The 22854-nt window shown below is 64.2% G+C and carries 22 protein-coding genes; 8 read left to right on the top strand and 14 right to left on the bottom strand.

From position 1 onward, the window contains the following. Positions 1-112: 112 nt before the first annotated feature. The 10 genes from pdxJ to rpoE form a co-directional block, all read right to left on the bottom strand. Positions 113-835 (bottom strand): pyridoxine 5'-phosphate synthase, encoded by a 723-nt coding sequence (gene pdxJ, locus CAG00_RS23230; RefSeq protein ID WP_153670549.1) that lies wholly within the window; start codon positions 833-835, stop codon positions 113-115. Positions 836-896: 61 nt separating this feature from the next. Next, positions 897-1580 carry a DNA repair protein RecO gene (recO, locus tag CAG00_RS23225; protein ID WP_015271594.1) on the bottom strand — a complete coding sequence of 228 codons (684 nt, stop codon included), beginning with the start codon at positions 1578-1580 and terminating at the stop codon, positions 897-899. A gap of 170 nt (positions 1581-1750) precedes the next feature. Continuing rightward, positions 1751-2653, bottom strand: coding sequence for a GTPase Era (gene era, locus CAG00_RS23220; RefSeq protein WP_015271595.1), 903 nt, complete (start codon positions 2651-2653; stop codon positions 1751-1753). Next, on the bottom strand, positions 2646-3335 hold the full coding sequence (rnc, locus tag CAG00_RS23215; RefSeq protein WP_003258487.1) for a ribonuclease III: 690 nt from the start codon (positions 3333-3335) through the stop codon (positions 2646-2648). Before rnc ends, era begins: the two co-directional genes overlap by 8 nt. A gap of 161 nt (positions 3336-3496) precedes the next feature. Further along, positions 3497-4351, bottom strand: a complete 855-nt coding sequence (gene lepB, locus CAG00_RS23210; protein ID WP_003258486.1) for a signal peptidase I — start codon at positions 4349-4351, stop codon at positions 3497-3499. 5 nt (positions 4352-4356) lie between these two features. Then, positions 4357-6156: a translation elongation factor 4 gene (gene lepA / locus CAG00_RS23205; protein ID WP_013973995.1), complete on the bottom strand. Its 1800-nt coding sequence runs from the start codon at positions 6154-6156 to the stop codon at positions 4357-4359. A gap of 181 nt (positions 6157-6337) precedes the next feature. Continuing rightward, positions 6338-7738, bottom strand: a complete 1401-nt coding sequence (locus CAG00_RS23200) for a DegQ family serine endoprotease (RefSeq protein ID WP_371257967.1) — start codon at positions 7736-7738, stop codon at positions 6338-6340. A 222-nt stretch (positions 7739-7960) separates the two neighbouring features. Next, complete coding sequence (locus CAG00_RS23195) at positions 7961-8923, bottom strand: MucB/RseB C-terminal domain-containing protein (protein WP_085665430.1); 963 nt, start codon at positions 8921-8923, stop codon at positions 7961-7963. Positions 8924-8935: 12 nt separating this feature from the next. Then, positions 8936-9526 carry a sigma-E factor negative regulatory protein gene (locus tag CAG00_RS23190; protein WP_075046173.1) on the bottom strand — a complete coding sequence of 197 codons (591 nt, stop codon included), beginning with the start codon at positions 9524-9526 and terminating at the stop codon, positions 8936-8938. 31 nt (positions 9527-9557) lie between these two features. Continuing rightward, positions 9558-10139 (bottom strand): RNA polymerase sigma factor RpoE, encoded by a 582-nt coding sequence (gene rpoE / locus CAG00_RS23185; protein ID WP_003252049.1) that lies wholly within the window; start codon positions 10137-10139, stop codon positions 9558-9560. 435 nt (positions 10140-10574) lie between these two features. Here rpoE and nadB point away from each other — a divergent pair, with 435 nt between their 5' ends. Further along, positions 10575-12179, top strand: coding sequence for an L-aspartate oxidase (gene nadB, locus CAG00_RS23180; protein WP_085665429.1), 1605 nt, complete (start codon positions 10575-10577; stop codon positions 12177-12179). Between the two features lie 118 nt (positions 12180-12297). Here the strand turns inward: nadB and CAG00_RS23175 are convergent, their stop codons facing one another. Continuing rightward, the gene (locus CAG00_RS23175; protein ID WP_085665428.1) at positions 12298-12756 is read right to left on the bottom strand and encodes a protein YgfX; all 459 of its coding nucleotides are present in this window, start codon (positions 12754-12756) and stop codon (positions 12298-12300) included. Beyond that, positions 12740-12994, bottom strand: coding sequence for a succinate dehydrogenase assembly factor 2 (locus CAG00_RS23170; protein ID WP_003252043.1), 255 nt, complete (start codon positions 12992-12994; stop codon positions 12740-12742). The genes CAG00_RS23175 and CAG00_RS23170 overlap by 17 nt, the downstream gene beginning before the upstream one ends. A 133-nt stretch (positions 12995-13127) precedes the next feature. Here CAG00_RS23170 and CAG00_RS23165 point away from each other — a divergent pair, with 133 nt between their 5' ends. After that, the gene (locus tag CAG00_RS23165) at positions 13128-14069 is read left to right on the top strand and encodes a folate-binding protein YgfZ (protein ID WP_025340430.1); all 942 of its coding nucleotides are present in this window, start codon (positions 13128-13130) and stop codon (positions 14067-14069) included. 55 nt (positions 14070-14124) lie between these two features. Then, positions 14125-14931 carry an HDOD domain-containing protein gene (locus CAG00_RS23160; RefSeq protein WP_015271603.1) on the top strand — a complete coding sequence of 269 codons (807 nt, stop codon included), beginning with the start codon at positions 14125-14127 and terminating at the stop codon, positions 14929-14931. Between the two features lie 127 nt (positions 14932-15058). Here CAG00_RS23160 and CAG00_RS23155 read toward each other — a convergent pair whose 3' ends face one another. Then, the gene (locus tag CAG00_RS23155; protein WP_025340432.1) at positions 15059-16438 is read right to left on the bottom strand and encodes a sensor histidine kinase; all 1380 of its coding nucleotides are present in this window, start codon (positions 16436-16438) and stop codon (positions 15059-15061) included. Further along, complete coding sequence (locus tag CAG00_RS23150; protein WP_025340433.1) at positions 16431-17102, bottom strand: response regulator; 672 nt, start codon at positions 17100-17102, stop codon at positions 16431-16433. The genes CAG00_RS23155 and CAG00_RS23150 overlap by 8 nt, the downstream gene beginning before the upstream one ends. A gap of 199 nt (positions 17103-17301) precedes the next feature. Between CAG00_RS23150 and CAG00_RS23145 the strand changes: the two genes are divergently transcribed. The 5 genes from CAG00_RS23145 (at position 17302) to CAG00_RS23125 (ending at position 22684) form a co-directional block, all read left to right on the top strand. Beyond that, on the top strand, positions 17302-18591 hold the full coding sequence (locus CAG00_RS23145) for an OprD family porin (protein ID WP_025340434.1): 1290 nt from the start codon (positions 17302-17304) through the stop codon (positions 18589-18591). A gap of 46 nt (positions 18592-18637) precedes the next feature. Beyond that, positions 18638-19618, top strand: a complete 981-nt coding sequence (locus CAG00_RS23140; protein ID WP_085665427.1) for a tripartite tricarboxylate transporter substrate binding protein — start codon at positions 18638-18640, stop codon at positions 19616-19618. 65 nt (positions 19619-19683) lie between these two features. After that, positions 19684-20142: a tripartite tricarboxylate transporter TctB family protein gene (locus tag CAG00_RS23135; protein ID WP_046614795.1), complete on the top strand. Its 459-nt coding sequence runs from the start codon at positions 19684-19686 to the stop codon at positions 20140-20142. A gap of 3 nt (positions 20143-20145) precedes the next feature. Continuing rightward, positions 20146-21660, top strand: coding sequence for a tripartite tricarboxylate transporter permease (locus CAG00_RS23130; protein WP_085665426.1), 1515 nt, complete (start codon positions 20146-20148; stop codon positions 21658-21660). Further along, on the top strand, positions 21653-22684 hold the full coding sequence (locus CAG00_RS23125; protein WP_085590287.1) for an AbrB family transcriptional regulator: 1032 nt from the start codon (positions 21653-21655) through the stop codon (positions 22682-22684). The genes CAG00_RS23130 and CAG00_RS23125 overlap by 8 nt, the downstream gene beginning before the upstream one ends. Positions 22685-22854 lie beyond the last annotated feature (170 nt).

The raw sequence follows: 22854 nt of genomic DNA, 5'->3' as shown, positions 1-22854 counted from the left end.
GGCCTCTTCGCGGGTAAACCCGCTCCCACAGGGATTGCACAAGCCTCAAGGCCTGTGGGGTACCTGTGGGAGCGGGTTTACCCGCGAAGAGGCCGGTACAGGCGACCAACGATTAGCGCGACGCGGCCACGATCAGCGCCTTCATCTCGGCCACAGCGGCCTTGAAGCCGACGAACAGCGCATGCGCCACCAGCGCATGGCCGATGTTCAGCTCATTGATGCCTTTGATTGCCGCCACCGCCTCGACGTTGTGGTAATGCAAGCCGTGGCCGGCATTGACGATCAGCCCCTGCCCCACGCCAAACGCCACGCCATCGACGATACGCTTGAGCTCCTCGGCCACTTCGGTCGGGGTTTCGGCATCGGCGTAACGCCCGGTGTGCAGCTCGATGGCAGGCGCGCCAACGCGACGCGAAGCCTCGATCTGCCGCTCGTCGGCATCGATGAACAGCGACACTTCGGCACCGGTACGCGACAGGCGCTCAACCGCAGCCTTGATCCGTGCTTCCTGGCCCGCCACGTCAAGGCCGCCTTCGGTGGTCAGCTCCTGACGGGTTTCGGGTACCAGGCAGATATGCGCCGGGCGGATCTTCTCGGCAAAGGCCATCATCTCTTCGGTGACGCCCATCTCGAAGTTCATGCGGGTCTGCAGCACGTCCTTGAGCAGCACCACGTCACGCTCCTGGATGTGCCGGCGGTCTTCACGCAGGTGCACGGTGATGCCATCGGCGCCTGCTTCCTCGGCATCCAGGGCAGCCTTGACCGGATCAGGGTAACGCGTGCCCCGGGCCTGGCGCAGGGTCGCCACGTGGTCGATGTTTACGCCGAGAAGCATGCGGTTGCTGTGAGTCACGAAAGGCTCTCCTGAAGATTTAGCCCCACAGCATACGTCGTGATCAGCGCTTGCGAAACAGTTCCCGGCTGACCAGCGGTTTTGCCCCGAGGTGAACCGCCAGTGCCTGGCGCATCAGGCGCTTGGCGGCGAGCAAGGCACCTGGGGCATCCCAGTCGGCTTCGGCCAGGGCCAGCAGTTCGGTGCCGCGGAACAGCCCGGGTTGCACCAGCTCGACCCGTTCCAGGCCGGCATCCACACGCAAGCGGTACAGGCCATCGACCGCGATCGCCTGGTCATTGACGTCGTGGTGCAACGAAAACGCGTAACCGAGTTCGTCCAGCAGCCGCCATTCGAAGGAGCGCAGCAGCGGCTCCAGCGGGCGACCGGCGGCCAAGGCTTGCAAGGTCAGGGTGTAGTGCTCGAACAGCGCCGGGAAAGGCGCTTCGGCGGGCAGCAGGCGCATGAGCAGTTCGTTGAGGTACAACCCGCTGAACAGGGCATCGCCATGCAGCCAGGCGGCGATGCCGGCACTGTCCATGCGCCCGACATTCTTCAGCTCGCCACGCCCACGCAGTTCCAGCTCCAGCGGCACGAACGGCCGCACCAGGCTGCCACCCTTGCCACGCGCACGGCGCAGCACGGCGCGCATGCGGCCCTGCGGGGTGAAGAAGTCCACCAGCGCGCTGGTTTCCTTGTAGGCACGGCTGTGCAGCACGTAGGCTGGCTGGCCGACAGGTTGTTCCATGGAAAATACGTGCCCCAGGGGTTGCACTGGCCCTTGTAGGAGCGGCCTTGTGTCGCGATAGGGCTGCGCAGCAGCCCCAGCAATTTATGCTGCGAAGCTGAAAATCCGGGGCCGCTTTGCGGCCCTGTCGCGACACAAGGCCGCTCCTACAGAGACCGGCCGTGCGAGGCTCAGAGGTCGCCGTAGCCCAGCGAGCGCAGGGCGCGCTCGTCATCGGACCAGCCGCCTTTCACCTTGACCCACAGGTTGAGCATGACCTTGGAGTCGAACAGCACCTCCATGTCCTTGCGCGCCTCGGAGCCGATGCGCTTGATGCGCTCGCCCTTGTCGCCAATGATGATCTTTTTCTGGCCGTCGCGCTCGACCAGGATCAGCGCATGGATGTGCAGCACATGGCCCTGCTGCTTGAATTCTTCAATTTCCACGGTGATCTGGTACGGCAATTCCGCACCCAGCTGGCGCATGATCTTCTCGCGCACCAGTTCGGCGGCCAGGAAGCGGCTGCTGCGGTCGGTGATCTGGTCTTCGGGGAAGAAGTGCTCGTTCTCGGGCAGGTGCTTGGCGATCTGTGCTTCCAGCGCCTGCAGGTTGTGCCCCTGCTGCGCGGAAATAGGCATCACTTCGGCGTTCGGCAACTGCTCCTGCAGCCATTGCAGGTGCGGGATCAGTTCGGCCTTTTCTTCCATGCGGTCGGTCTTGTTGACCGCGATGATCAGTGGGCCCGTCACGTACTGCACGCGCTCCAGCACCAGTTGGTCCTCATCGGTCCATTTGGTGCGGTCGACCACGAAGATCACCACGTCGACGTCCTTCAGGGCCGCCGAGGCGTTGCGGTTCATGTAGCGGTTCAAGGCCTTGTCGTTGGCCTTGTGCATACCGGGGGTATCGACGTAGATCGCCTGCACGTCACCCTCGGTCTTGATGCCGAGCATGTTGTGGCGGGTGGTCTGCGGCTTGCGCGAGGTGATCGCCAGCTTCTGGCCGAGGATGTGGTTGAGCAAGGTCGACTTGCCCACGTTCGGGCGGCCGACAATGGCTACGTAGCCGCAGCGGGTCGGGTTGCTATCAGTCATTGCCATTCTCCACGCCCAGGGCGATCAGTGCAGACGCGGCAGCGACTTGCTCGGCGATACGCCGGCTAACGCCCTGGCCACGGCTCTTGTTGTTCAGCAGCACCACTTCGCATTCGACGAAGAAGGTCCGGCAGTGCGGTTCGCCCTGGATATCCACCACTTCGTAACGCGGCAGCTCGCAGCTGCGCGACTGCAGGAACTCCTGCAGGCGGGTTTTCGGGTCCTTGTTGGTATCGACCAGGGTCAGGCCTTCGAACTCATCGGCCAGCCAGGCCAGCACGCGCTCCCGGGCCGTTTCCATGTCGGCGTCCAGGTAGATAGCGCCAATCAGCGCCTCCAGGGCATCGGCCAGGATCGACTCGCGGCGGAAGCCACCGCTCTTGAGCTCACCCGAACCCAGGCGCAGGTGATCGCCCAGGTCGAAACCACGGGCCAGGCGGGCCAGGGTCTCACCCTTGACCAGGCGCGCGCGCAGGCGCGACAGCTGGCCTTCGCGGGCCTGCGGGAAGCGCTCGAACAGCGCTTCGCCGGCGACGAAGTTGAGAATGGCGTCACCGAGAAACTCCAGGCGCTCATTGTTGCGCCCGGCGTAACTGCGATGGGTCAGTGCCAGGAGCATCTGGTCCTGGTTCTTGAAGGTATAACCGAGCTTTCGCTCCAGACGGGCAAGGGGAGCACTCATGCAGCCACCCGTTCGTTGTTCAACGCGTTGTTCAAATCAACATCCTGAAAGACTGTTTGGCTGTGGCCCGCCGCGATGTGCGGCGAATCTCCCGATCCCTGAGAACACAGCCTATGTCAGAAATGCATTCGGCGCTGCCTGCTGGCCAGCGCCGATGGGTATCAATGGATCAGACCGACCCGCGACAGGTTGGGCAGGTGGCTGAGCTTGGGCTCTGGCCAGCTCATCCACACCGCGAAGGCCTTGCCGACGATGTTCCGGTCCGGAACCATGCCGTGCAGTTCCTTCGGGATGTTCGGGTCATCCCAGTAACGGCTGTCGTTGGAGTTGTCGCGGTTGTCGCCCATCATGAAGTAATGGCCTGCCGGCACGGTCCATTGCTGGTCCGGCGGCATGCGGTAACGGCTCATTTCCTTGCGGATCAGGTGTTCGGCCTCGCCGAGCTTTTCCTTGTACAGCTCGGCGCTGCCCAGGGTGCCCGGCTCGGTGCCCACCAGTTGTTCGGCAATCGGCTGGCCGTTGACGAACAACCGCTTGTCGCTGGTGTAGCGCACCTGGTCACCCGGCAGGCCGACCACACGCTTGATGTAGTTGACGTTCGGGTCGCTCGGGTAGCGGAACACCATCACATCACCGCGTTGCGGGTCACCCACCTCGATGACCTTCTTGTCGATCACCGGCAGGCGAATGCCGTACGAGAACTTGTTCACCAGGATGAAGTCGCCCACTTCCAGGGTCGGCTTCATCGACCCCGAAGGGATCTGGAACGGCTCGACCAGGAACGAACGCAGCACCAGCACGATGAACAGCACCGGGAAGAACGACTTACCGTACTCGACCAGCAACGGCTCCTTGCCCAGGCGCTCGACCACCGCCATCTCGGGCTGGCTGACGCTGCCCTGGTAGTTGGCGATTGCCGCACGCCGGCGCGGGGCCAGGAACAGCAGGTCGATCAAGCCCAGCAGGCCGCAGACGAAGACGGCGATGACTAGCAACAGCGGGAAATTTAGCGACATAGGACCTAGCTATCCAACCTGAGCACGGCGAGGAAGGCTTCCTGTGGAATCTCCACGTTACCCACCTGTTTCATGCGTTTCTTACCGGCCTTCTGCTTCTCCAGCAGCTTCTTCTTACGGCTGACGTCACCACCGTAGCACTTGGCCAGTACGTTCTTTCTGAGCGCCTTGACGGTTGTCCGCGCGATGATCTGGCCGCCGATAGCTGCCTGGATCGCCACATCGAACATCTGCCGAGGGATCAGTTCCTTCATCTTCTCGGTCAACGCACGGCCTTTGTAGGCCGCGTTGTCGCGGTGCACGATCAATGCCAGGGCATCGACCTTGTCGCCGTTGATCAGTACATCCAGCTTGACCAGGTTGGCCGACTGGTAGCGATCGAAATGATAGTCCAGCGAAGCATAGCCGCGGCTGGTGGACTTGAGGCGGTCGAAGAAGTCCAGCACCACTTCGTTCATCGGCAGGTCGTAGCGCACCTGCACCTGGCTGCCGAGGAACTGCATGTCGCGCTGCACGCCACGCTTCTCGATGCACAGGGTGATGACGTTGCCCAGGTGTTCCTGCGGTACCAGGATGGTGGCAGTGACGATCGGCTCGCGGAAATCGGCGACCGCCGAGACGTCTGGCAGCTTCGACGGGTTGTCGACGGTGATGGTCTCGCCGGTTTTCAGTTCCAGCTCGTAGATCACGCTTGGCGCCGTGGTGATCAGGTCCAGGTCGTATTCGCGCTCCAGGCGCTCCTGGATGATCTCCATGTGCAGCATGCCGAGGAAGCCGCAACGGAAGCCGAAGCCCAGGGCGTCGGAGCTTTCCGGCATGTACTGCAGCGACGAGTCGTTCAGGGTCAGCTTCTGCAGCGCATCGCGGAAGTCCTCGAAGTCGTCGGAGCTGACCGGGAACAGGCCGGCGTAGACCTGCGGCTGGATCTTCTTGAAGCCTGGCAGCACTTCGACCTCAGGGGTCGCGGACAGGGTCAGGGTGTCACCGACCGGGGCACCGTGGATGTCCTTGATGCTGGCAATGATGAAGCCCACTTCGCCGGCCTTCAGGTCGGCGGTCTGGGTGTGTTTCGGGGTGAACACGCCCACGCTGTCGACCAGGTGCACCTTGCCGGTGGACTTGACCAGGATCTTGTCGCCTTTCTTGACGCGGCCGTGGCGTACGCGCACCAGCGAGACCACGCCCAGGTAGTTGTCGAACCAGGAGTCGATGATCAGTGCCTGCAGCGGCGCCTCGATATCGCCTTCCGGCGCGGGGATGGTCTGCACCAGGCGCTCGAGCACCTCGTCCACGCCCATGCCGCTCTTGGCACTGCAGGCCACGGCGTCGGTGGCGTCGATGCCGATGATCTTCTCGATCTCGTCCTTGACGCGATCCGGATCGGCCTGGGGCAGGTCCATCTTGTTCAGTACCGGCATGACCTCAAGGCCCTGCTCGATGGCGGTGTAGCAGTTGGCTACGGACTGGGCCTCGACGCCCTGGCCAGCATCCACCACCAGCAGCGCGCCTTCACAGGCCGCCAGCGAACGCGAGACTTCGTAGGTGAAGTCGACGTGGCCGGGGGTATCGATGAAGTTCAGCTGGTAGACCTTGCCGTCCTGCGCCTTGTAGTTGAGCGTGACGCTGTGGGCCTTGATGGTGATACCGCGCTCACGCTCCAGGTCCATGGAATCGAGCACCTGGGCTTCCATCTCGCGTGCCGACAGGCCACCGCACATCTGGATGAAACGGTCGGCCAGCGTCGACTTGCCATGGTCGATGTGGGCGATGATGGAGAAATTGCGGATATGACTCAAATCACTCACGGGTCAACACTCGAAAAGGCTGCGAGCCGGACGCCCGCCGAAAAATAGCCGGGAATTGTACCTTAAGCTGCCGGGATATGGGAGATTCCTCTATCGGGCTGTACACAGCATTCGCCCCTGCAATTGTGAACTTTCATGAAAAAGGGCAGCCGAAGCTGCCCTTTTCTCCTTGCCAAGCCGCTTATTCAGCCAGCTTGAAGGTAATGAAGCTGGCACGGCCCTGACGCAGCACGCGCATCGACACCGAACGGTTCTTCGGCAGTTCCTTGGCGATTTCGGTGAATTCCTTGGCCGAACCGATGGCCTGGTTGTTCAGGTGGCTGATCACGTCACCCGGGCGCAGGCCGATCATCGCGGCCGGGCCATCCTGGACTTCCTTGATGACCACGCCACCCTTGAGCTCCAGGGCTTTCTTCTGCTCGGCGGTCAGGTCGGCCACCGAGACGCCCAGGCGGTTGCTGCTGCGCTCGGCGCTGCCTTCGGCGCCGGTACCGATGTCGGCATCGTCGTCCGGCAGTGCGCCAACGCTGATGTCGAGGTTCTGGCGCTTGCCGTTGCGGATGATCTCCAGCTTGGCCTTTTCGCCGTCCTTGAGGCTGCCGACCAGGTGCGGCAGGTCGGCCGACATGACGATCGGCTGGCCGTTCATGCTCAGGATCACGTCACCCACCTGCAGGCCGCCCTTGGCTGCCGGGCCGTTTTCCAGCACCTGGGCCACCAGGGCACCGGCCGGCTTGTCCAGGCCGAACGACTCAGCCAGGTCCTTGTTGACCTCCTGGATCACCACGCCCAGCCAGCCGCGACTGACCTTGCCGTCTTTCTTCAGCTGGTTGGAGACATCGATCGCCACATCGATCGGGATGGCGAACGACAGGCCCATGAAACCGCCGGAACGGGTGAAGATCTGCGAGTTGATACCCACCACTTCGCCGTTCATGTTGAACAGCGGGCCGCCGGAGTTGCCCGGGTTGATGGCAACGTCCGTCTGGATGAACGGTACGTAGGTGTCGTTGGGCAGGGTGCGCCCCTTGGCGCTGACGATACCTTTGGTCACCGAATGGTCGAAGCCGAACGGCGAACCGATGGCCAGTACCCACTCGCCCACCTTGAGCTTCTCGGAATCACCCAGCTTGACGGTCGGCAGGTTCTTGCCCTCGACCTTGAGCAGGGCCACGTCGGTGCGCGGATCGGTGCCGACCAGCTTGGCCTGCAGCTCGCTGCGGTCCGACAGGCGGACGATGATCTCGTCGGCATCAGCTACCACGTGGTTGTTGGTCAGCACGTAGCCATCGCTGGAAATGATGAAGCCCGAACCCAGCGACTGGGCCTCGCGCTGGCGGTCGCCACGCGGCGAGCGCGGCTGCTGCGGCATGTTGCGCTCGAAGAACTCGCGGAACATCGGCGGCAGGCCTTCCAGGTCGGGCATCTGCCCGGCGGCCATGCGGCGGTCCGGCAGCTTCTGCTTGGTACTGATGTTGACCACGGCTGGCGAGGCCTGCTCGACCAGGGTAGTGAAGTCCGGCAGGGCTTCCTCGGCCTGGGCGCTGAGCACCTGGCCGAGCATCAGCACGGCGGCGAACATCGATAGGTAGGATTTCAAGCGTGGTATTGACATACGGCTCCCGTCACAACGAGCGGTAGTTTAGAAAGGCCCCTGCACAAAGCAGGAAAGGCCAGGCTCCAAGAAGCCTGACCTATAGAAAATTTGCCGATGGATTGCAAATGACAATGCTTTAATTTCATTTCAGACGCATGTCCGCACGCCTTGGCATGGCCCGCACGCCAGGCCCGCAAATGCTCGCCATCACTGGCGCGCCTGGCCATCCTGGGGGCGCATCGACAGCGCCACACGCTCTGCGGTACCCAGCGGGATCTCGCCGACCACAGTGACCATCACCTTGCCCTTGGGCGTGTTCAGCCGACGCGAGACCGCCGAAGTCGGGCCAAGCTGGGTACGCATGTCGGTCCCGCCCTCATCCTTTACCAGCTCGAGGAACACCGAGAAGCGCGCCAGGCCATCGTCGTACATCAGGCTGCTGACCGTGCTGTCATTCTTGGGGTCGCGGCGTACCGAGCTGTTGACCAGTTCGAAGCCAGGCGGCAGCCAGTCCGAACGCCAGCCGGCGACCGTGTCATTGGCGGTAGCGGCCACATGCTGCACCGGCTTGCACGCAGCGCTGGCGCGCAGGTCGTCGTCGCTAGGTGCTTCGGTATCGAGACGGGTCATCTGGAAGCGCTCCAGCAACTGCCCCTTGTCGTTGACCATCAACGAGCGCAGCGGCAGGCCGGTAGCACGGTCCAGGTGCAATTCGAAGGCATAACGGTGCTGGTCGCGCGGGGTGAGCGTCACGATCACGGCATCGCGCCCGGCGACCCGTGACTTGCCCGCCACGCTCAAGTCATACCAGCCCATCAGTTTCAGCGGATCAAGCACACGCTGCGCGGTGTCCGGTGGCGTTGTCACACCACTGGCCAAGGCCCCGCTGACGCACTCTACCTTGCCATCCACGCGCACGATCTCCTGGGCGGCGCCATCGAGCTGCAACAGCCGCTCGCTGACCTTGCCGTCGTCGACCCTGTGCCAGATCTCGTGGGAAGAGAAGCTGCCATTGCGTTCGTAGACAAAAGAGCCTTGGTAGCTCTGCTTTTGCTCGGCCTGTGCCAGCTTGCTCAGCCACTCGCTCGCCTCGGGCGAGGAATTGGCCGCCAATGCTGGCACCGTCATGCAGCTGCCAATCAGCAGCGACAGGAGAGGTAGCGCGCGCATGATCCTCCTTACTTAACGGTTTTCCAGGCTGGCGGCGCGGGCATACGGCAATGCGGTTTCAGTGCCCTTGAGCGCAGATTCCTGGGCATGCTGGCGCAGGTAGCCTGGCAGACGCTGGTCCCAGCCGGCCTGGTTCTGCAGCACGCCGTTGGCCATCGGCCCGGTCGGTTGCTCACTGCTCTCACTATAGCCTGCCAAAACGGCCGGGCCTTGTGCTTGTGGCACAGTCAGGCCTTGCTGGGCAGGTTGCTGGGCAGCAAGCTCGGCGCCAGTGATCTCGTCCTGGTTGTACATGCGCACACCGGCCAGCACCGCTACGGTGACCGAGGCAGCTACCGCCAGGCGGCCAATGCTGCGCCATGGCCCTTTCTTGGCCTTGGCCGGCACGGCTTCGTCAGCCAGCGCTGCAGACACCGCCGAGGCGATATCCAGGTTGGGCAGCAGCAGCTCCTTGTGCATGGCTGCGCGGGCAACCTGGTAACGCGACCAGGTGGCACGGGTTTCAGCATCGTCTACGGCGTTCAACACACGACGCAGTTCAAGCTCGTCCGCTTCGTTATCCATCACCGCGGACAGCGATTCCTGCAAAGCTTCACGACTCATGGCGGTTCCTCTCTTGGCTGTCGCCGCTGTCTCAGGTTTCCTGCAGCAAAGGTTGCAGGGCTTTGTCTATGGCCTCCCGAGCGCGGAAGATTCGAGAGCGCACGGTACCCACCGGACATTGCATGACACTGGCAATGTCTTCGTAACTCAGCCCGTCGAACTCACGCAGGGTCAATGCCGTGCGCAGGTCTTCAGGCAGTTGCTGGATGGTGCGATGGACAGTGCCTTCGATTTCATCCCGCAACAACGAGCGTTCTGGGGACTCGAGATCCTTGAGACCATGATCGCCGTCGTAAAACTCCGCATCCTCGGAGCTCACATCACTGTCTGGCGGCCGTCTTCCACGGGACACCAGGTAGTTCTTCGCCGTGTTGATGGCGATGCGGTACAGCCACGTATAGAACGCACTGTCTCCGCGGAAGTTGCCAAGCGCACGGTAGGCCTTGATGAAGGCTTCCTGTGCTACATCCTGGGCCTCGTGGGTATCGTGAACGAACCGCACGATCAACCCGAGAATCTTGTGCTGATACTTCAGCACCAACAGATCGAAAGCTCGCCTGTCACCGCGCTGAACGCGCTCGACAAGCTGCTGATCCTCTTCCTGGGTTAGCATGAACACTCCTCAGTGAACTCGAAGGAGCGTTGCAACAGCCATCGTTCAGGCTTGCAACCATAGACTCGGGCTTTGCGCAAAAGTTCTCCCCTCCAAGCAAGTTTCCTGCAGCCCTTGGTCGGGTTGCACGGAAGACGCGGCACGGTCACGGCCGGCTACGTCGATAATCAGGTTTCGAGTACGCAGGGACAGCCCGGACAGGCCTGCCGCCCTGCGTCGCCGCGGCAAAGTTGTGGCGCGTGGGCAGCCTTCATAGGATTTCCGGCCATGTCGGAAAGTTCCCACAAAGGTTGTCGCGACCAGGCAAGTGGCATGGAAATTGGCCACCCGGGGCTGCTATAAAGGCAACCCGGCCAGCTTTAACGATAGTTTCACAATGCCATCGGCGCGTGACTATTGTGCCGCGCCCCTTCCAAAGAATACTAGTGTCCCGACATGAGCCAACAATTCCAACATGATGTCCTGGTGATCGGCAGCGGTGCCGCCGGTCTCAGCCTGGCACTGAACCTCCCCAGCCACCTGCGAGTCGCCGTGCTCAGCAAGGGCGACCTGGCCAACGGCTCGACCTTCTGGGCCCAGGGCGGTGTCGCGGCAGTGCTGGACAATACCGATACCGTGCAGTCGCATGTCGAGGACACCCTCAATGCCGGCGGCGGCCTGTGCCACGAAGAAGCTGTGCGCTTTACCGTCGAGCACAGCCGCGAAGCCATCGAGTGGCTGATCGAGCAAGGCGTGCCCTTTACCCGCGACGAGCACTACAGCGTCGACGACGGTGGCTTCGAGTTCCACCTGACCCGCGAAGGCGGCCATAGCCACCGGCGCATCATCCATGCCGCCGACGCCACCGGCGCAGCCATCTTCACCACGCTGCTGGAGCAGGCCCGTCTGCGCTCGAACATCCAGCTGCTGGAGCAGCGCGTGGCGGTCGACCTGATTACCGAACGTCGCCTCGGCCTGCCCGGCGAGCGCTGCCTGGGTGCCTATGTGCTCGACCGCAACACCGGCGAGGTGGACACCTTCGGTGCGCGCTTCACCGTGCTGGCGACTGGCGGCGCGGCCAAGGTCTACCTGTATACCAGCAACCCCGATGGTGCCTGCGGCGACGGCATCGCCATGGCCTGGCGGGCCGGTTGTCGGGTGGCGAACCTGGAGTTCAACCAGTTCCACCCGACTTGCCTGTACCACCCGCAGGCCAAGAGTTTCCTGGTCACCGAAGCCCTGCGCGGCGAAGGTGCCCTGCTGCGCCTGCCCAATGGCGAGCGCTTCATGCCACGCTTCGACCCCCGCGAAGAACTGGCCCCGCGCGACATCGTGGCCCGCGCCATCGACCACGAGATGAAGCGCCTGGGTGTGGACTGCGTGTACCTGGACATCACCCACAAGCCGGCCGACTTCATCAAGAGCCACTTCCCCACCGTGTACGAGCGCTGCCTGGCCTTCGGTATCGACATCACCCGCCAGCCGATCCCGGTAGTACCTGCGGCGCACTACACATGCGGCGGAGTGATGGTCGACGACCGCGGCCACACCGATGTGCCGGGCCTGTATGCCATAGGTGAAACCAGCTTCACCGGCCTGCACGGTGCCAACCGCATGGCCAGCAATTCGCTGCTGGAGTGCTTCGTCTATGGCCGTGCCGCCGCGGCCGACATCCAGGCGCACCTGGATGAAGTGGTCATGCCCAAGGCCCTGCCCGGCTGGGACGCCAGCCAGGTCACCGACTCGGACGAGGACGTGATCATTGCGCACAACTGGGACGAACTGCGGCGCTTCATGTGGGACTACGTCGGCATCGTGCGCACCAGCAAGCGCCTGCAGCGAGCGCAGCACCGCATTCGCCTGCTGCTGGACGAAATCGACGAGTTCTACAGCAACTACAAGGTCAGCCGCGACCTGATCGAATTGCGCAACCTGGCGCAGGTGGCCGAGTTGATGATCCTGTCGGCCATGCAGCGCAAGGAAAGCCGCGGACTGCATTACACCCTGGATTACCCGGGGATGCTGGACGAGGCCAAGGACACCATTCTCAGCCCGATCTGAAATCGGTGTCGCGGCCTTCGCGGGCGCGCCCGCTCCCACAGGAATCCCACTGCCTTGCAGGCTTGCGCAGTACCTGTGGGAGCGGGCAGGCCCGCGAAGAAGCCAACTCGGTATGGTGTTATGCCCGGCTCACCCCTGCCCACCTGCGCCGGCTGAATTTCAACCGCACCCGCAAGCGCCGGTGCTCATCAGCCCCCAGCGCATCCCGTGGCACGCATTGGCTCTCCCCCAACCAGCGCCCCGCCCGCACAAAGCGCAACACCACCAGCGCCGGCAACGCCACGCTGTCCCGGCACAAGCGCACCGGCTGCCAGCCACGGGCACGGCTGAACACCTGCCAGCCGCGCACATCACGGCGCAGGCCAACAACGGCATGCTCATGCGTCAGCAGAATACGTCGGGGAATGGCCCAGCCAGCGTGGGCAATACAGGCGGCGACAACAGCAAGGGCCGACCACCCGGGCAGCGGGCTCGCCCATACGGCGAACCACGCCAGTACCTGGCACCCCAGGTAGGCCGCCACCAGCAGGCGCGAGCCTTGCCAGCGGCACTCGAAGCACTCACTTGGGCTGGACACGGTCCAGGATGATGCGAACCATGCGCTGCAGCTCCGGGTCTTCGGACTCGGTGCGCTCCATGAACCAGCCGAACATGTCCTGATCCTCGCAGCTCAACAGACGCACGTAGAGTTCGCGGTCGGTTTCGTTGAGCGTGGGGTAGACTTCCTGGGTGAAAGGCACCAGCAGTACGTCCAGTTCCAGCATGCCGCGGCGGCTGTGCCAGAAAAGCCGGTTGAGTTCAGTTTGTTCGACCATGGGGCCCTCCTCGAATGGCCCGCCAGTATACAGCCAGGCGAGCGAAGCGACACCGGGCGTTGGTCTAGTCACCTACCTATTTTGTTACCGGCGTTCTATGATGGCCGCCAGTCTTTAGCCACCGCGATGACCCATGGCCGATTCCGCTTTCTTCTGCCCCCTGTCCCACGAGGGCATCCTCGCCGTCCGCGGCTCCGATGCAGGCAAGTTCCTGCAAGGCCAGCTGACCTGCAACATCAACTACCTCAGCCCGGAACACGCCAGCCTCGGCGCCCGCTGCATGGTCAAGGGGCGCATGCAGTCGAGTTTCCGCATCCTGCCCGAAGGCAACGGCTACCTGCTGGCCATGGCCAGCGAGCTGCTCGACGCCCAGCTGGCCGACCTCAAGAAGTACGCCGTGTTCTCCAAGGCGACGCTGACCGATGAAAGCGCTGCCTGGGCACGCTTCGGCCTGCAAGGCGGCGATGCGGCGCTGCAGGCCCTGGGGCTCGATGTGCCTGCGGCAGCTGGCAGCACCGTGCGCCACGACGGGTTGATCGCCATTGCCGTGTCCGCTGGCCGCGTGGAGCTGTGGGTACCGGCAGACAAAGCCGACAGCGTTCGCCAGGCGCTGGCCGCCGCACTGCCCGAAGGTAGCCTCGGCGACTGGCTGCTGGGGCAGATTCGCGCCGGGATCGGCCAGGTAATGGGGCCGACCCGCGAGCTGTTCATCCCGCAGATGATCAACCTGCAGGCCGTCGACGGCGTCAGCTTCAAGAAGGGCTGTTACACCGGTCAGGAAATCGTTGCCCGCATGCAGTACCTGGGCAAGCTCAAGCGCCGCCAGTACCGCCTGGCACTGGACCAGCAGGCCATTCCGGCCCCGGGCGCCGAGATCTTCTCGCCCACCCATGGTTCGTCGGTCGGTGAAGTGGTCATCGCTGCCAGCAACGGCACAGGCTGCGAACTGCTCGCCGTGCTCAGCGCCGAAGCGGTGGAAGACGACAACCTGCACCTGGGCAGCCTGGAAGGCCCACGCCTGCAGGTGCTGACCCTGCCCTACGAACTGGACCGCGACCGGGAAATCCAGCGTTGACCAGCCTGCCCCGCCTACGTGGCGGGGCCGCACCACCACTGCGGTAGACACGCCCATGAACAAGCTGGCCGAGATGGTTCAAGCACAGTTGCTCGATGCCATCGAAAAGGATGACCTGGTCCTGCCGACCCTGCCCGAGGTTGCCTTGAGCATCCGCGAGGCGGCGGAAGACAGCGAAATCAGCGTAGCGGCCCTGAGCAAGGTGATCGGTCGCGATGCGGCCCTTTCAGCGCGCCTGATCAAGGTCGTCAACAGCCCGCTGCTGCGCGCGGCGGTCGAGGTCACCGACCTGCACACCGCCATCACGCGGCTGGGCATCAACTACAGCTGCAACCTGGCCATTGGCCTGGTGATCGAGCAGATTTTCCACGCCCGGGCGCCGGCGGTGGAGCAGAAGTTACGTGATATCTGGGCCAACAGCCTGGATGTGGCGGGCATCAGCTACGAAATTTGCCGCCGCTTTACACAACTCAAGCCCGACCAGGCCACCCTCGGCGGGCTGGTCAACCAGATTGGCGCACTGCCGGTGCTGATCTATGCCGAAGAGCACAACGAACTGCTGTCCGATCCGGTGTGCCTGCACTATGTGATCGAGCAGATCCAGCCGGTGCTGGGCGACAAGATCCTCAAGGCCTGGGAGTTTCCGGAGCAACTGGTCAACCTGCCGAGCCAGGTGCAGGACCTGGACCGGCAGACTGACAAGATCGACTACATCGACATCGTGCAGATCGCCCGCTGCATCAGCCAGCGCGGGCGCCACCGGCCACTGGCGGCACTACCGGCATACCGCCACCTGGGCCTGCCGTACGGCACCGAGCTTGAAGTAGGTGAACTGATCGAGGCGCGGAGCATGTTGCGCTGACCGGTGTCAGCCTGTGCCGGCCTCTTCGCGGGTAAACCCGCTCCCACAGGGATAGCGCAGCCTTCAGCAGCGGCGCGGTCACTGTGGGAGCGGGTTCACCCGCGAAAGGGCTGGTAGAGGCCACACATCAATCCGCGATAAAACTCACCCGCACCCGCAACCCGCCCTTCGCACCGTCATGCAGGCTCACCTGCGCCAGGTGCGCCCGGCAGATCTCGCCGACAATCGCCAAGCCAAGCCCACTGCCCTGCGCACTGCGCCGGTAGAAGCGCTCGAATACCCGCTCACGCTCGGCCTCGGGAATCCCCGGCCCGTCGTCCTCCACCTCAAGCACCGCCGGCGCCAGCACCCGCAAGATCACGTTGCCGCCAGCCGGCGTATGCGCCAAGGCATTGTCCACCAGGTTGCTCAACAGCTCGTTGAGCAGCGTCGGCTCCCCCTTCAGCCACACCGGCGCCTCGGCCTCCAGGGCCAGCGCCACCCCACGCTTGTGCGCCAGTGGCGCCATGGCCATGCCCAGCTCACGAGCCAACTGGCTCAGGTCCAGGCGCTGTGCGCCGCCTTCGGCAATCGCCCGCGCACCGTTCTCGACCCGCGCCAGCGACAGCAGTTGGTTGGCCAGGTGGGTCAGACGGTCAGTGCCCTGGGCCGCGGACTCCAGCGTCTGCCGCCACTCCTGCGGCTCGGCCGAACGCAAGCCCAGCTCGACCCGCGCCTTCAGCGCGGCCAGCGGGGTACGCAACTCGTGGGCAGCGTCGGCGATGAACTGCGCCTGGCGCTCGAACTGGCCGCGCAAACGCTCGGTGAAATGGTTCAAAGCCCGCACCAGTGGGCCCAGCTCACGCTGCACCTGCACCACCGGCAAGGCCCGCAGGTCGTCCGGCTGGCGTTCTTCCACCGCCGTGCGCAGGCGCTCCAGCGGCCGCAAAGCGGCACTCACGGCAAACCACACCATCACCAGCGCGCCCAGCGCCAGCATCCCCAGGCGCAGCAGGGTATCGGCCATCAGGCCACGGGCCATGCGCACCCGCGCTTCCTCGGTCTCGGCCACACGGATTTCCGCCATGCCGTTCATGTTCGGCTCGCTCACCGGCTTCAGCAGGCTGACAACGCGCACGTCCTGGCCCAGGTAGGTGGCGTTGTAGAACCGCGCCAGCGCCGGGTAATCGTCGGTACGCGGTGTGCCCGGCGGCGGCGCTGGCAGGTTCTCGTAGCCGGAAATCAGCCGCTGCTGGATGTCCAGCACCTGGTAGTAGATGCGCCCGGCACTGTCGTAGGCGAAGGTGTCCAGGGCCACGTAGGGCACATCTGCGCTCAGCGAGCCGTCACGCTGGGACAGGCCTGCGGCAATGGTCCGCGCCGAGGCCAGCAGGGTCCGGTCGTAGGCGGTGTCGGCGGCCTCGCGGCCATTCCAATAAGCGCTCAGGCCACTCGCCAGCATCAACACCACCAGCAACAAGGCCAGGTTGCCGAGCAAGCGCCCACGCAGGCTGCCGTTGTCACGCATCGCGGTGCTCGAGCAGGTAGCCCAGGCCACGGAAGGTGACGATGGCCACCGGGTGGCCGTCGAGCTTCTTGCGCAGGCGGTGGATGTAGATTTCGATGGCGTCGGGGCTGGCTTCTTCGTCCAGGCCGAACACCTGGGCGGCCAGTTGCTCCTTGCTCATCACCCGGCCCGGGCGGGCGATCAGCGCTTCCAGTACGCTCTGCTCGCGCGAGGTCAGGGTCAGGTTTTCGCCACCCAGGGCGAAGCGCCGGGTGTCCAGGTCGTACACCAGCGGCCCGCAGCGTTGCTGGCGCTCGCCACCGAGCACGCTGCGCCGCAGCAGGGCCTTGACCCGTGCTTCCAGTTCGGTCAGCTCGAACGGCTTGGCCAGGTAGTCGTCGGCGCCCAGGTTCAGGCCGTGGACCCGGTCCTTGACGTCGCTGCGCGCGGTCAGCATCAGCACCGGCAGGGTCTTGCCACGGCCGCGCAGGCGCGCCAGCACCTCGAAGCCGTCCATGCGCGGCAAGCCGACATCCAGCACGGCCACGGCGTATTCCTCGCTGGCCAGGGCCAGGTCGGCGGCCACGCCGTCATGCAGCACATCCACGGTCAGGCCATGGCTTTTCAAGGCCTGGGCCACGCTTTCGGCCAGTTGCAGGTGGTCTTCGACCAGCAGCACACGCATCGGATTCTCCCTGCTCGGGTGGGACGGTGGCGCGGAGTGTACCGCTGTCGGCAGGCCTGTGAAGCCCTGTCGACAAACCTTTCACGCTGAAAGGTTAGCGAAAGGTTGGTTACCTAGCATCGCACCACGGTCGCCCTTCGCGCCGAAAAAAGCACCAGCAAGGTGCAACGAATAAGAACAATAAACGGAGCCATCAGTGATGCTGTCATCGCAGCCGCAGGCGTTCGCGCCTACCCGTTCCTTTGCCGCACGCCCCTCCGCCATCGCCAGCGCCCTTGCGCTTGCCGGTGTCGCCCCGATGAGCCAGGCCGCCTTCTTCGAAGACAGCACGGCCACCTTCGAAACCCGCAACATGTACTTCAACCGCGACTTCCGCGACGGCACCAGTGCGCAGCAATCCAAGCGCGACGAGTGGGCCCAGGGCTTCATGCTCAACTTCGAGTCTGGCTACACCGATGGCACCGTGGGCTTCGGCCTGGATGCGCTGGGCATGCTCGGCATCAAGCTCGACTCCAGCCCCGACCGCACCGACACCGGCCTGCTGCCGACCCACGATGACGGCAAGGCCGCCGACGAGTACTCCAAGCTCGGCCTGACCGGCAAGGTGAAGGTGTCGCAGACCGAACTGAAGATCGGCACGCTGATCCCCGAACTGCCGACCCTGCAGCCCAACGATGGGCGCATCCTGCCGCAAACCTTCGAAGGCGGCCTGCTCACCTCGAAGGAGGTCAAGGGCCTGACCTTCACCGGCGGCCGACTGGACAAGGCCAAGGACCGCAACGATACCAACTGGGAAGACCTGGCCCTGAACAACAAGAACGGCCGCTTCGGTGGCTCGTTCAGCGCCGACAACCTGGACCTGGCCGGCCTCGACTACCAGTTCACCGATCGCATCACCGGCAGCTACCACTTTGCCCAGCTCGACGATATCTACCGCCAGCACTTCATCGGCATGGTCGCCACCCAGCCATGGGGCCCGGGCACCTTCGGCGCCGACCTGCGCCTGGCAGTGAGTGACGACGCCGGCGCCGCCAAGGCCGGCAACATCGACAACACCACCGTCAACGGCATGCTCAGCTACGCCCTGGGCGGGCACAAGGTCAGCGCCGCCTGGCAGCAGCTGTCCGGCGACAGCGCCTTCCCGTACGTCGATGGTGCCGACCCGTACCTGGTCAACTTCGTCCAGATCAACGACTTCGCCGGCGCCGACGAGCGCTCTTGGCAGGCACGCTACGACTACAACTTCGCCGCACTCGGCGTGCCCGGCCTGACCTTCATGACTCGCTACATCAGTGGCGACAACGTCAGCCGCGCGGCCGGTGGCGAGGGCAAGGAGTGGGAGCGCAACACCGAACTGAAGTACGTGGTACAAAGCGGCCCGTTGAAGAACGTCGCCGTGCGCCTGCGCAACGCCACCTTCCGCTCCAACTTCGCCCGCGACGCGGACGAGGTGCGGCTGCTGGTGAGCTACAGCGTGGCGCTGTGGTAACCCCATAGCGATAACTTGATAACAACAACGCTCACGGAGATAGACGATGACCTTTTCACTGCGCCGCCTCGTCCTCGCTACCGGCTGCCTGCTGCTGGCCGGCAACGCCCTCGCTGCCGAACCGAAACGCCCCGAATGCATTGCCCCCGCCTCGCCCGGCGGCGGCTTCGACCTGACCTGCAAACTGGTGCAGAGCGCCCTGGTGCAGGAAAAGATCCTCACCAAGCCGATGCGCGTCACCTACATGCCCGGCGGTGTCGGCGCGGTGGCCTACAACGCCGTGGTCGCCCAGCGCCCGGCCGATGCCGGCACCCTGGTGGCCTGGTCCAGCGGCTCGCTGCTGAACCTGGCCCAGGGCAAATTCGGCCGCTTCGACGAAAACGCGGTGAAATGGCTGGCCGCCGTCGGCACCAGCTACGGCGCCATCGCAGTGAAAAGCGACTCGCCCTACAAGACCCTCGACGATCTGGTCGCGGCGTTGAAGAAAGACCCGAGCAAGGTGGTGATCGGCTCCGGCGGTACCGTCGGCAGCCAGGACTGGATGCAGACCGCCCTGATCGCCAGGGCCGCCGGCATCAACCCGCGTGACCTGCGCTACGTGGCCCTGGAAGGCGGCGGCGAAATCGCCACGGCGTTGCTGGGCGGGCATATCCAGGTAGGCTCGACCGACATCTCCGACTCCATGCCGCACATTCAGAGCGGGAACATGCGCATCCTCGCGGTGTTCTCGGAAAAGCGCCTGGACGAGCCCGAGATGAAAGACATCCCCACCGCCAAGGAGCAGGGCTACGACATCGTCTGGCCGGTGGTACGCGGTTTCTACCTGGGGCCAAAGGTGAGCGACGAGGACTACGCCTGGTGGAAACAGTCATTCGACAAGATGCTGGCCTCGGAAGACTTCGCCAAGCTGCGTGACCAGCGCGAACTGTTCCCCTTCGCCATGACCGGTGCAGAGCTGGACGGCTATGTGAAGAAGCAAGTGGCTGACTACAAGGCACTGGCCAGGGAGTTTGGCCTGATCCAGTAAGCCGCCACCGCCGTTCGCTCCTACAAAGGATCTGCGTCTTGCCGATGAACAACGAGGATTCCTTCATGATCCTGCAACGCATCTTCGCCCTGGCCCTGCTGGCGGTGTGCGCCGCCCTGGCCGTGATGGCCTGGCCTTACCAGGCGGCGTTTTCCTATGAACCGGTGGGCCCGCGCGCCTACCCGCTGTTGATGCTCGGCCTGCTTGGCCTGGGCCTGCTGTACCTGGTGTTCCGCCCCACGCCCATCGTGCGCAAGGACGACGAACCGGAACTGGACCGCGAAACCCTGATCAAGATCACCGCCTGCGTCGGCCTGCTGATCGTTTTCGCCAGCACCTTCGAAGCCCTGGGCTTCATCCTCAGCGCCATCCTGGTCGGCGTGCCCATGGCCCGCCTGTACGGCGGCCGCTGGCTGCACAGCGCCATCGTGGTGGTGGGCATGAGCCTGTTCCTCTACTGGCTGTTCGACCGCGTGATGGACGTGCCCCTGCCCCTTGGCCTGCTGAGCGTACTGGAGAACTGACACATGGATACCTTGAGCTACCTGGGCCAGGGCTTCGGCGTCGCCCTGTCCCCCTACAACCTGGTCACCGCCCTCTCCGGCACGCTGATCGGCACCGTGGTCGGCCTGCTGCCGGGCCTGGGCCCGATCAACGGCGTGGCCTTGCTGATCCCCATTGCCTTCGCCCTCGGCCTGCCGCCGGAGTCGGCGCTGATTCTGCTGGCGGCGGTGTACCTGGGCTGTGAGTACGGTGGGCGCATCAGTTCGATCCTGCTGAACATCCCCGGCGAAGCCTCGACCGTGATGACCACCCTCGATGGCTACCCGATGGCCCGCAATGGCCTGGCTGGCGTAGCGCTGTCGCTGTCGGCCTGGAGTTCGTTCATCGGTGCGCTGATCGCCACCTGCGGCATGGTGCTGTTCGCCCCGCTGCTGGCGAAATGGGCAATCGCCTTCGGCCCGGCGGAGTACTTCGTGCTGATGGTGTTCGCCATCGTCGCCCTCGGTGGCATGGCCGGCGACAAGCCGCTGAAAACCTTCATTGCCGCACTGATCGGCCTGTTCCTGTCGGCAGTCGGCATCGATGCCAACAGTGGCGTGTACCGCTTCACCGGCGACAGCGTGCATCTGGCCGACGGCATCCAGTTCGTGGTGCTGGTGCTGGGCCTGTTCTCCATCAGCGAAATCCTCCTGCTGCTGGAAAAGACCCACCATGGCCACCAGGCGATCAAGGCCACCGGGCGCATGCTGTTCAACTTCAAGGAAGCGGCCTCTGTATTCGTGGTCAACATCCGCTGCGGCCTGCTGGGCTTCATCATGGGTGTGCTGCCTGGCGCCGGTGCAACACTGGCCAGCGCCGTGGCCTACATGACCGAAAAACGCCTGGCAGGTGACAAGGGCAAGTTCGGCAAGGGCGACGCCCGCGGCCTGGCCGCCCCGGAAACCGCCATCGGCGCCTCCTGCTGTGGCGCCCTGGTACCGATGCTGACCCTGGGCGTACCCGGCTCGGGCACCACCGCGGTTATGATCGGCGCACTGACCTTGTACAACATCACCCCGGGCCCACTGCTGTTCGAACAGCAGCCAGACATCGTCTGGGGCCTGATCGCCTCGCTGTTCATCGCCAACATCATGCTGGTGATCCTCAACATCCCGATGATCCGCATCTTCACCCGCATCCTCGCCGTGCCGAACTGGGCGCTGGTGCCGGTGATCGCCATCATCACGGGGATCGGGGTGTACGCCGTGCATGCCACCACCTTCGACCTGTTCCTGATGGTCGGCATCGGCATCATGGGCTATATCCTGCGCAAGCTGGACTTCCCGCTGTCGCCGATCCTGCTCGGCTTCATCCTCGGTGGGCTGATGGAGCAGAACCTGCGCCGGGCGCTGTCGATCTCCAACGGCGAACTGGGCATCCTCTGGTCGAGCCCGATCAGCATGTCGGTATGGATACTGACCATTTGCATGCTGACCCTGCCGCTGCTGCGCATCTGGCGCAAACGCAGCCAGCAGCGCCGGGCGATGGCCGATGCCTGATCGCTCGTTGCCGTTGTTTGTCGCGACCGGGCTGGTCGGCCTCGCTGGCGGTTTTGCCGCCAGCAAGGTCGGCTGGCCTTTGCCGTGGATGGTCGGCTCGTTGCTGGCGATCATCCTGGTACGCTGCCTGACACCCTGGCAGCTGCCGGAAATCCCCAATGGTCGCAAATGCGGGCAGTGGATCATCGGCATCGGTATCGGCCTGCACTTCACCCCGGCGGTGATCGAGCAGGTGGCCAGCCATTTCGCGCTGATCTTCTTCGGCGCGCTGTTCACCACCCTGTCCAGCGTGATCAGCGTATGGCTGTTGCGGCGCACCGGTGAAGACCGTGCCACGGCGTTCTTTGCCAGCATGCCGGGCGGTTCGGGGGAGATGGTCAACCTTGGCGCGCGCAACGGCGCGGTGCTCAGCCAGGTAGCGGCGGCGCAGAGCCTGCGCGTGCTGGCGGTAGTACTGTGCGTGCCGGCGCTGTTCAAGTTCCTGCTGGGTGACGGGGTACCGCTGAATCACACCGGCAGTGTGAGCTGGGGCTGGCTGGCGCTGATTGCGCCGCTGGGCGTTGCCGTCGCCCTGCTCTGGCAGCGCTTGCGCCAGCCCAACCCGTGGCTGTTCGGGCCATTGCTGGTGGCAGCCACCGTGAGCCTGGCGGGCAACCTGCAGATAACCCTGCCCAATGGCGCCAGCCAGATCGGCCAGTGGTTGATCGGCAGTGGCCTGGCCTGCCACTTCAACCGCGCGTTCTTCCGCCGCGCACCGTCGTTCCTGGGGCGTACCCTGGTGGCCACGGCGTTGTGCATGGCGATTGCCGGCAGCGCCGCTTGGGTATTGAGCGTGATGACCGCACTGGATCTGCGCTCGCTGACATTGGGGATGATGCCGGGCGGAATTGCCGAGATGAGCCTGACGGCAGAGACCCTGCAACTGTCGGTGCCGCTGGTGACGGCGCTGCAGGTGATGCGCTTGTTGTTCGTGCTGTTTCTGGCAGAGCCGTTGTTCCGGGTGTGGAACACCAACTCGGAATAATCGCGTCGCCTGCTTCGCGGGCTTGCCCGCTCCCACAGGGATAGCACCTGCCTTGAGGGCGGTGCAGTACCTGGACTGCCCCCGAAAAGTTGGACAGTTTTAGCCCGTGGCCTGAGTCCTGTAGCTGACAGGGCTCAGGCCATTGAGTTTCAGCCTGATGCGGTCATGGT

This window comes from Pseudomonas sp. B5(2017) (genome assembly GCF_002112825.1).
GTDB classification, from domain to species: Bacteria; Pseudomonadota; Gammaproteobacteria; order Pseudomonadales; family Pseudomonadaceae; genus Aquipseudomonas; species Aquipseudomonas putida_Z.
Note: the sequence above shows the minus strand (reverse complement) of the source record. Positions and strands in the feature narration are given on the sequence as shown.

Excerpts from the sequence above, each read along its gene's own strand:
- rpoE (WP_003252049.1), bottom strand. The coding sequence starts at position 10,139 with ATGCTAACCCAGGAAGAGGATCAGCAGCTTGTCGAGCGCGTTCAGCGC.
- CAG00_RS23150 (WP_025340433.1), bottom strand. The coding sequence starts at position 17,102 with ATGCGTGTGCTGCTGGTCGAAGACCACCTGCAACTGGCCGAAAGCGTG.
- lepB (WP_003258486.1), bottom strand. The coding sequence starts at position 4,351 with ATGTCGCTAAATTTCCCGCTGTTGCTAGTCATCGCCGTCTTCGTCTGC.
- CAG00_RS23195 (WP_085665430.1), bottom strand. The coding sequence starts at position 8,923 with ATGCGCGCGCTACCTCTCCTGTCGCTGCTGATTGGCAGCTGCATGACG.
- CAG00_RS23160 (WP_015271603.1), top strand. The coding sequence starts at position 14,125 with ATGAACAAGCTGGCCGAGATGGTTCAAGCACAGTTGCTCGATGCCATC.
- CAG00_RS23135 (WP_046614795.1), top strand. The coding sequence starts at position 19,684 with ATGATCCTGCAACGCATCTTCGCCCTGGCCCTGCTGGCGGTGTGCGCC.
- CAG00_RS23190 (WP_075046173.1), bottom strand. The coding sequence starts at position 9,526 with ATGAGTCGTGAAGCTTTGCAGGAATCGCTGTCCGCGGTGATGGATAAC.
- CAG00_RS23170 (WP_003252043.1), bottom strand. The coding sequence starts at position 12,994 with ATGGTCGAACAAACTGAACTCAACCGGCTTTTCTGGCACAGCCGCCGC.
- CAG00_RS23145 (WP_025340434.1), top strand. The coding sequence starts at position 17,302 with ATGCTGTCATCGCAGCCGCAGGCGTTCGCGCCTACCCGTTCCTTTGCC.
- rnc (WP_003258487.1), bottom strand. The coding sequence starts at position 3,335 with ATGAGTGCTCCCCTTGCCCGTCTGGAGCGAAAGCTCGGTTATACCTTC.
- nadB (WP_085665429.1), top strand. The coding sequence starts at position 10,575 with ATGAGCCAACAATTCCAACATGATGTCCTGGTGATCGGCAGCGGTGCC.
- CAG00_RS23155 (WP_025340432.1), bottom strand. The coding sequence starts at position 16,438 with ATGCGTGACAACGGCAGCCTGCGTGGGCGCTTGCTCGGCAACCTGGCC.
- CAG00_RS23130 (WP_085665426.1), top strand. The coding sequence starts at position 20,146 with ATGGATACCTTGAGCTACCTGGGCCAGGGCTTCGGCGTCGCCCTGTCC.
- CAG00_RS23165 (WP_025340430.1), top strand. The coding sequence starts at position 13,128 with ATGGCCGATTCCGCTTTCTTCTGCCCCCTGTCCCACGAGGGCATCCTC.
- CAG00_RS23140 (WP_085665427.1), top strand. The coding sequence starts at position 18,638 with ATGACCTTTTCACTGCGCCGCCTCGTCCTCGCTACCGGCTGCCTGCTG.
- pdxJ (WP_153670549.1), bottom strand. The coding sequence starts at position 835 with ATGCTTCTCGGCGTAAACATCGACCACGTGGCGACCCTGCGCCAGGCC.
- era (WP_015271595.1), bottom strand. The coding sequence starts at position 2,653 with ATGACTGATAGCAACCCGACCCGCTGCGGCTACGTAGCCATTGTCGGC.
- recO (WP_015271594.1), bottom strand. The coding sequence starts at position 1,580 with ATGGAACAACCTGTCGGCCAGCCAGCCTACGTGCTGCACAGCCGTGCC.
- CAG00_RS23125 (WP_085590287.1), top strand. The coding sequence starts at position 21,653 with ATGCCTGATCGCTCGTTGCCGTTGTTTGTCGCGACCGGGCTGGTCGGC.
- CAG00_RS23200 (WP_371257967.1), bottom strand. The coding sequence starts at position 7,738 with ATGTTCGCCGCCGTGCTGATGCTCGGCCAGGTGCTCAGCGCCCAGGCC.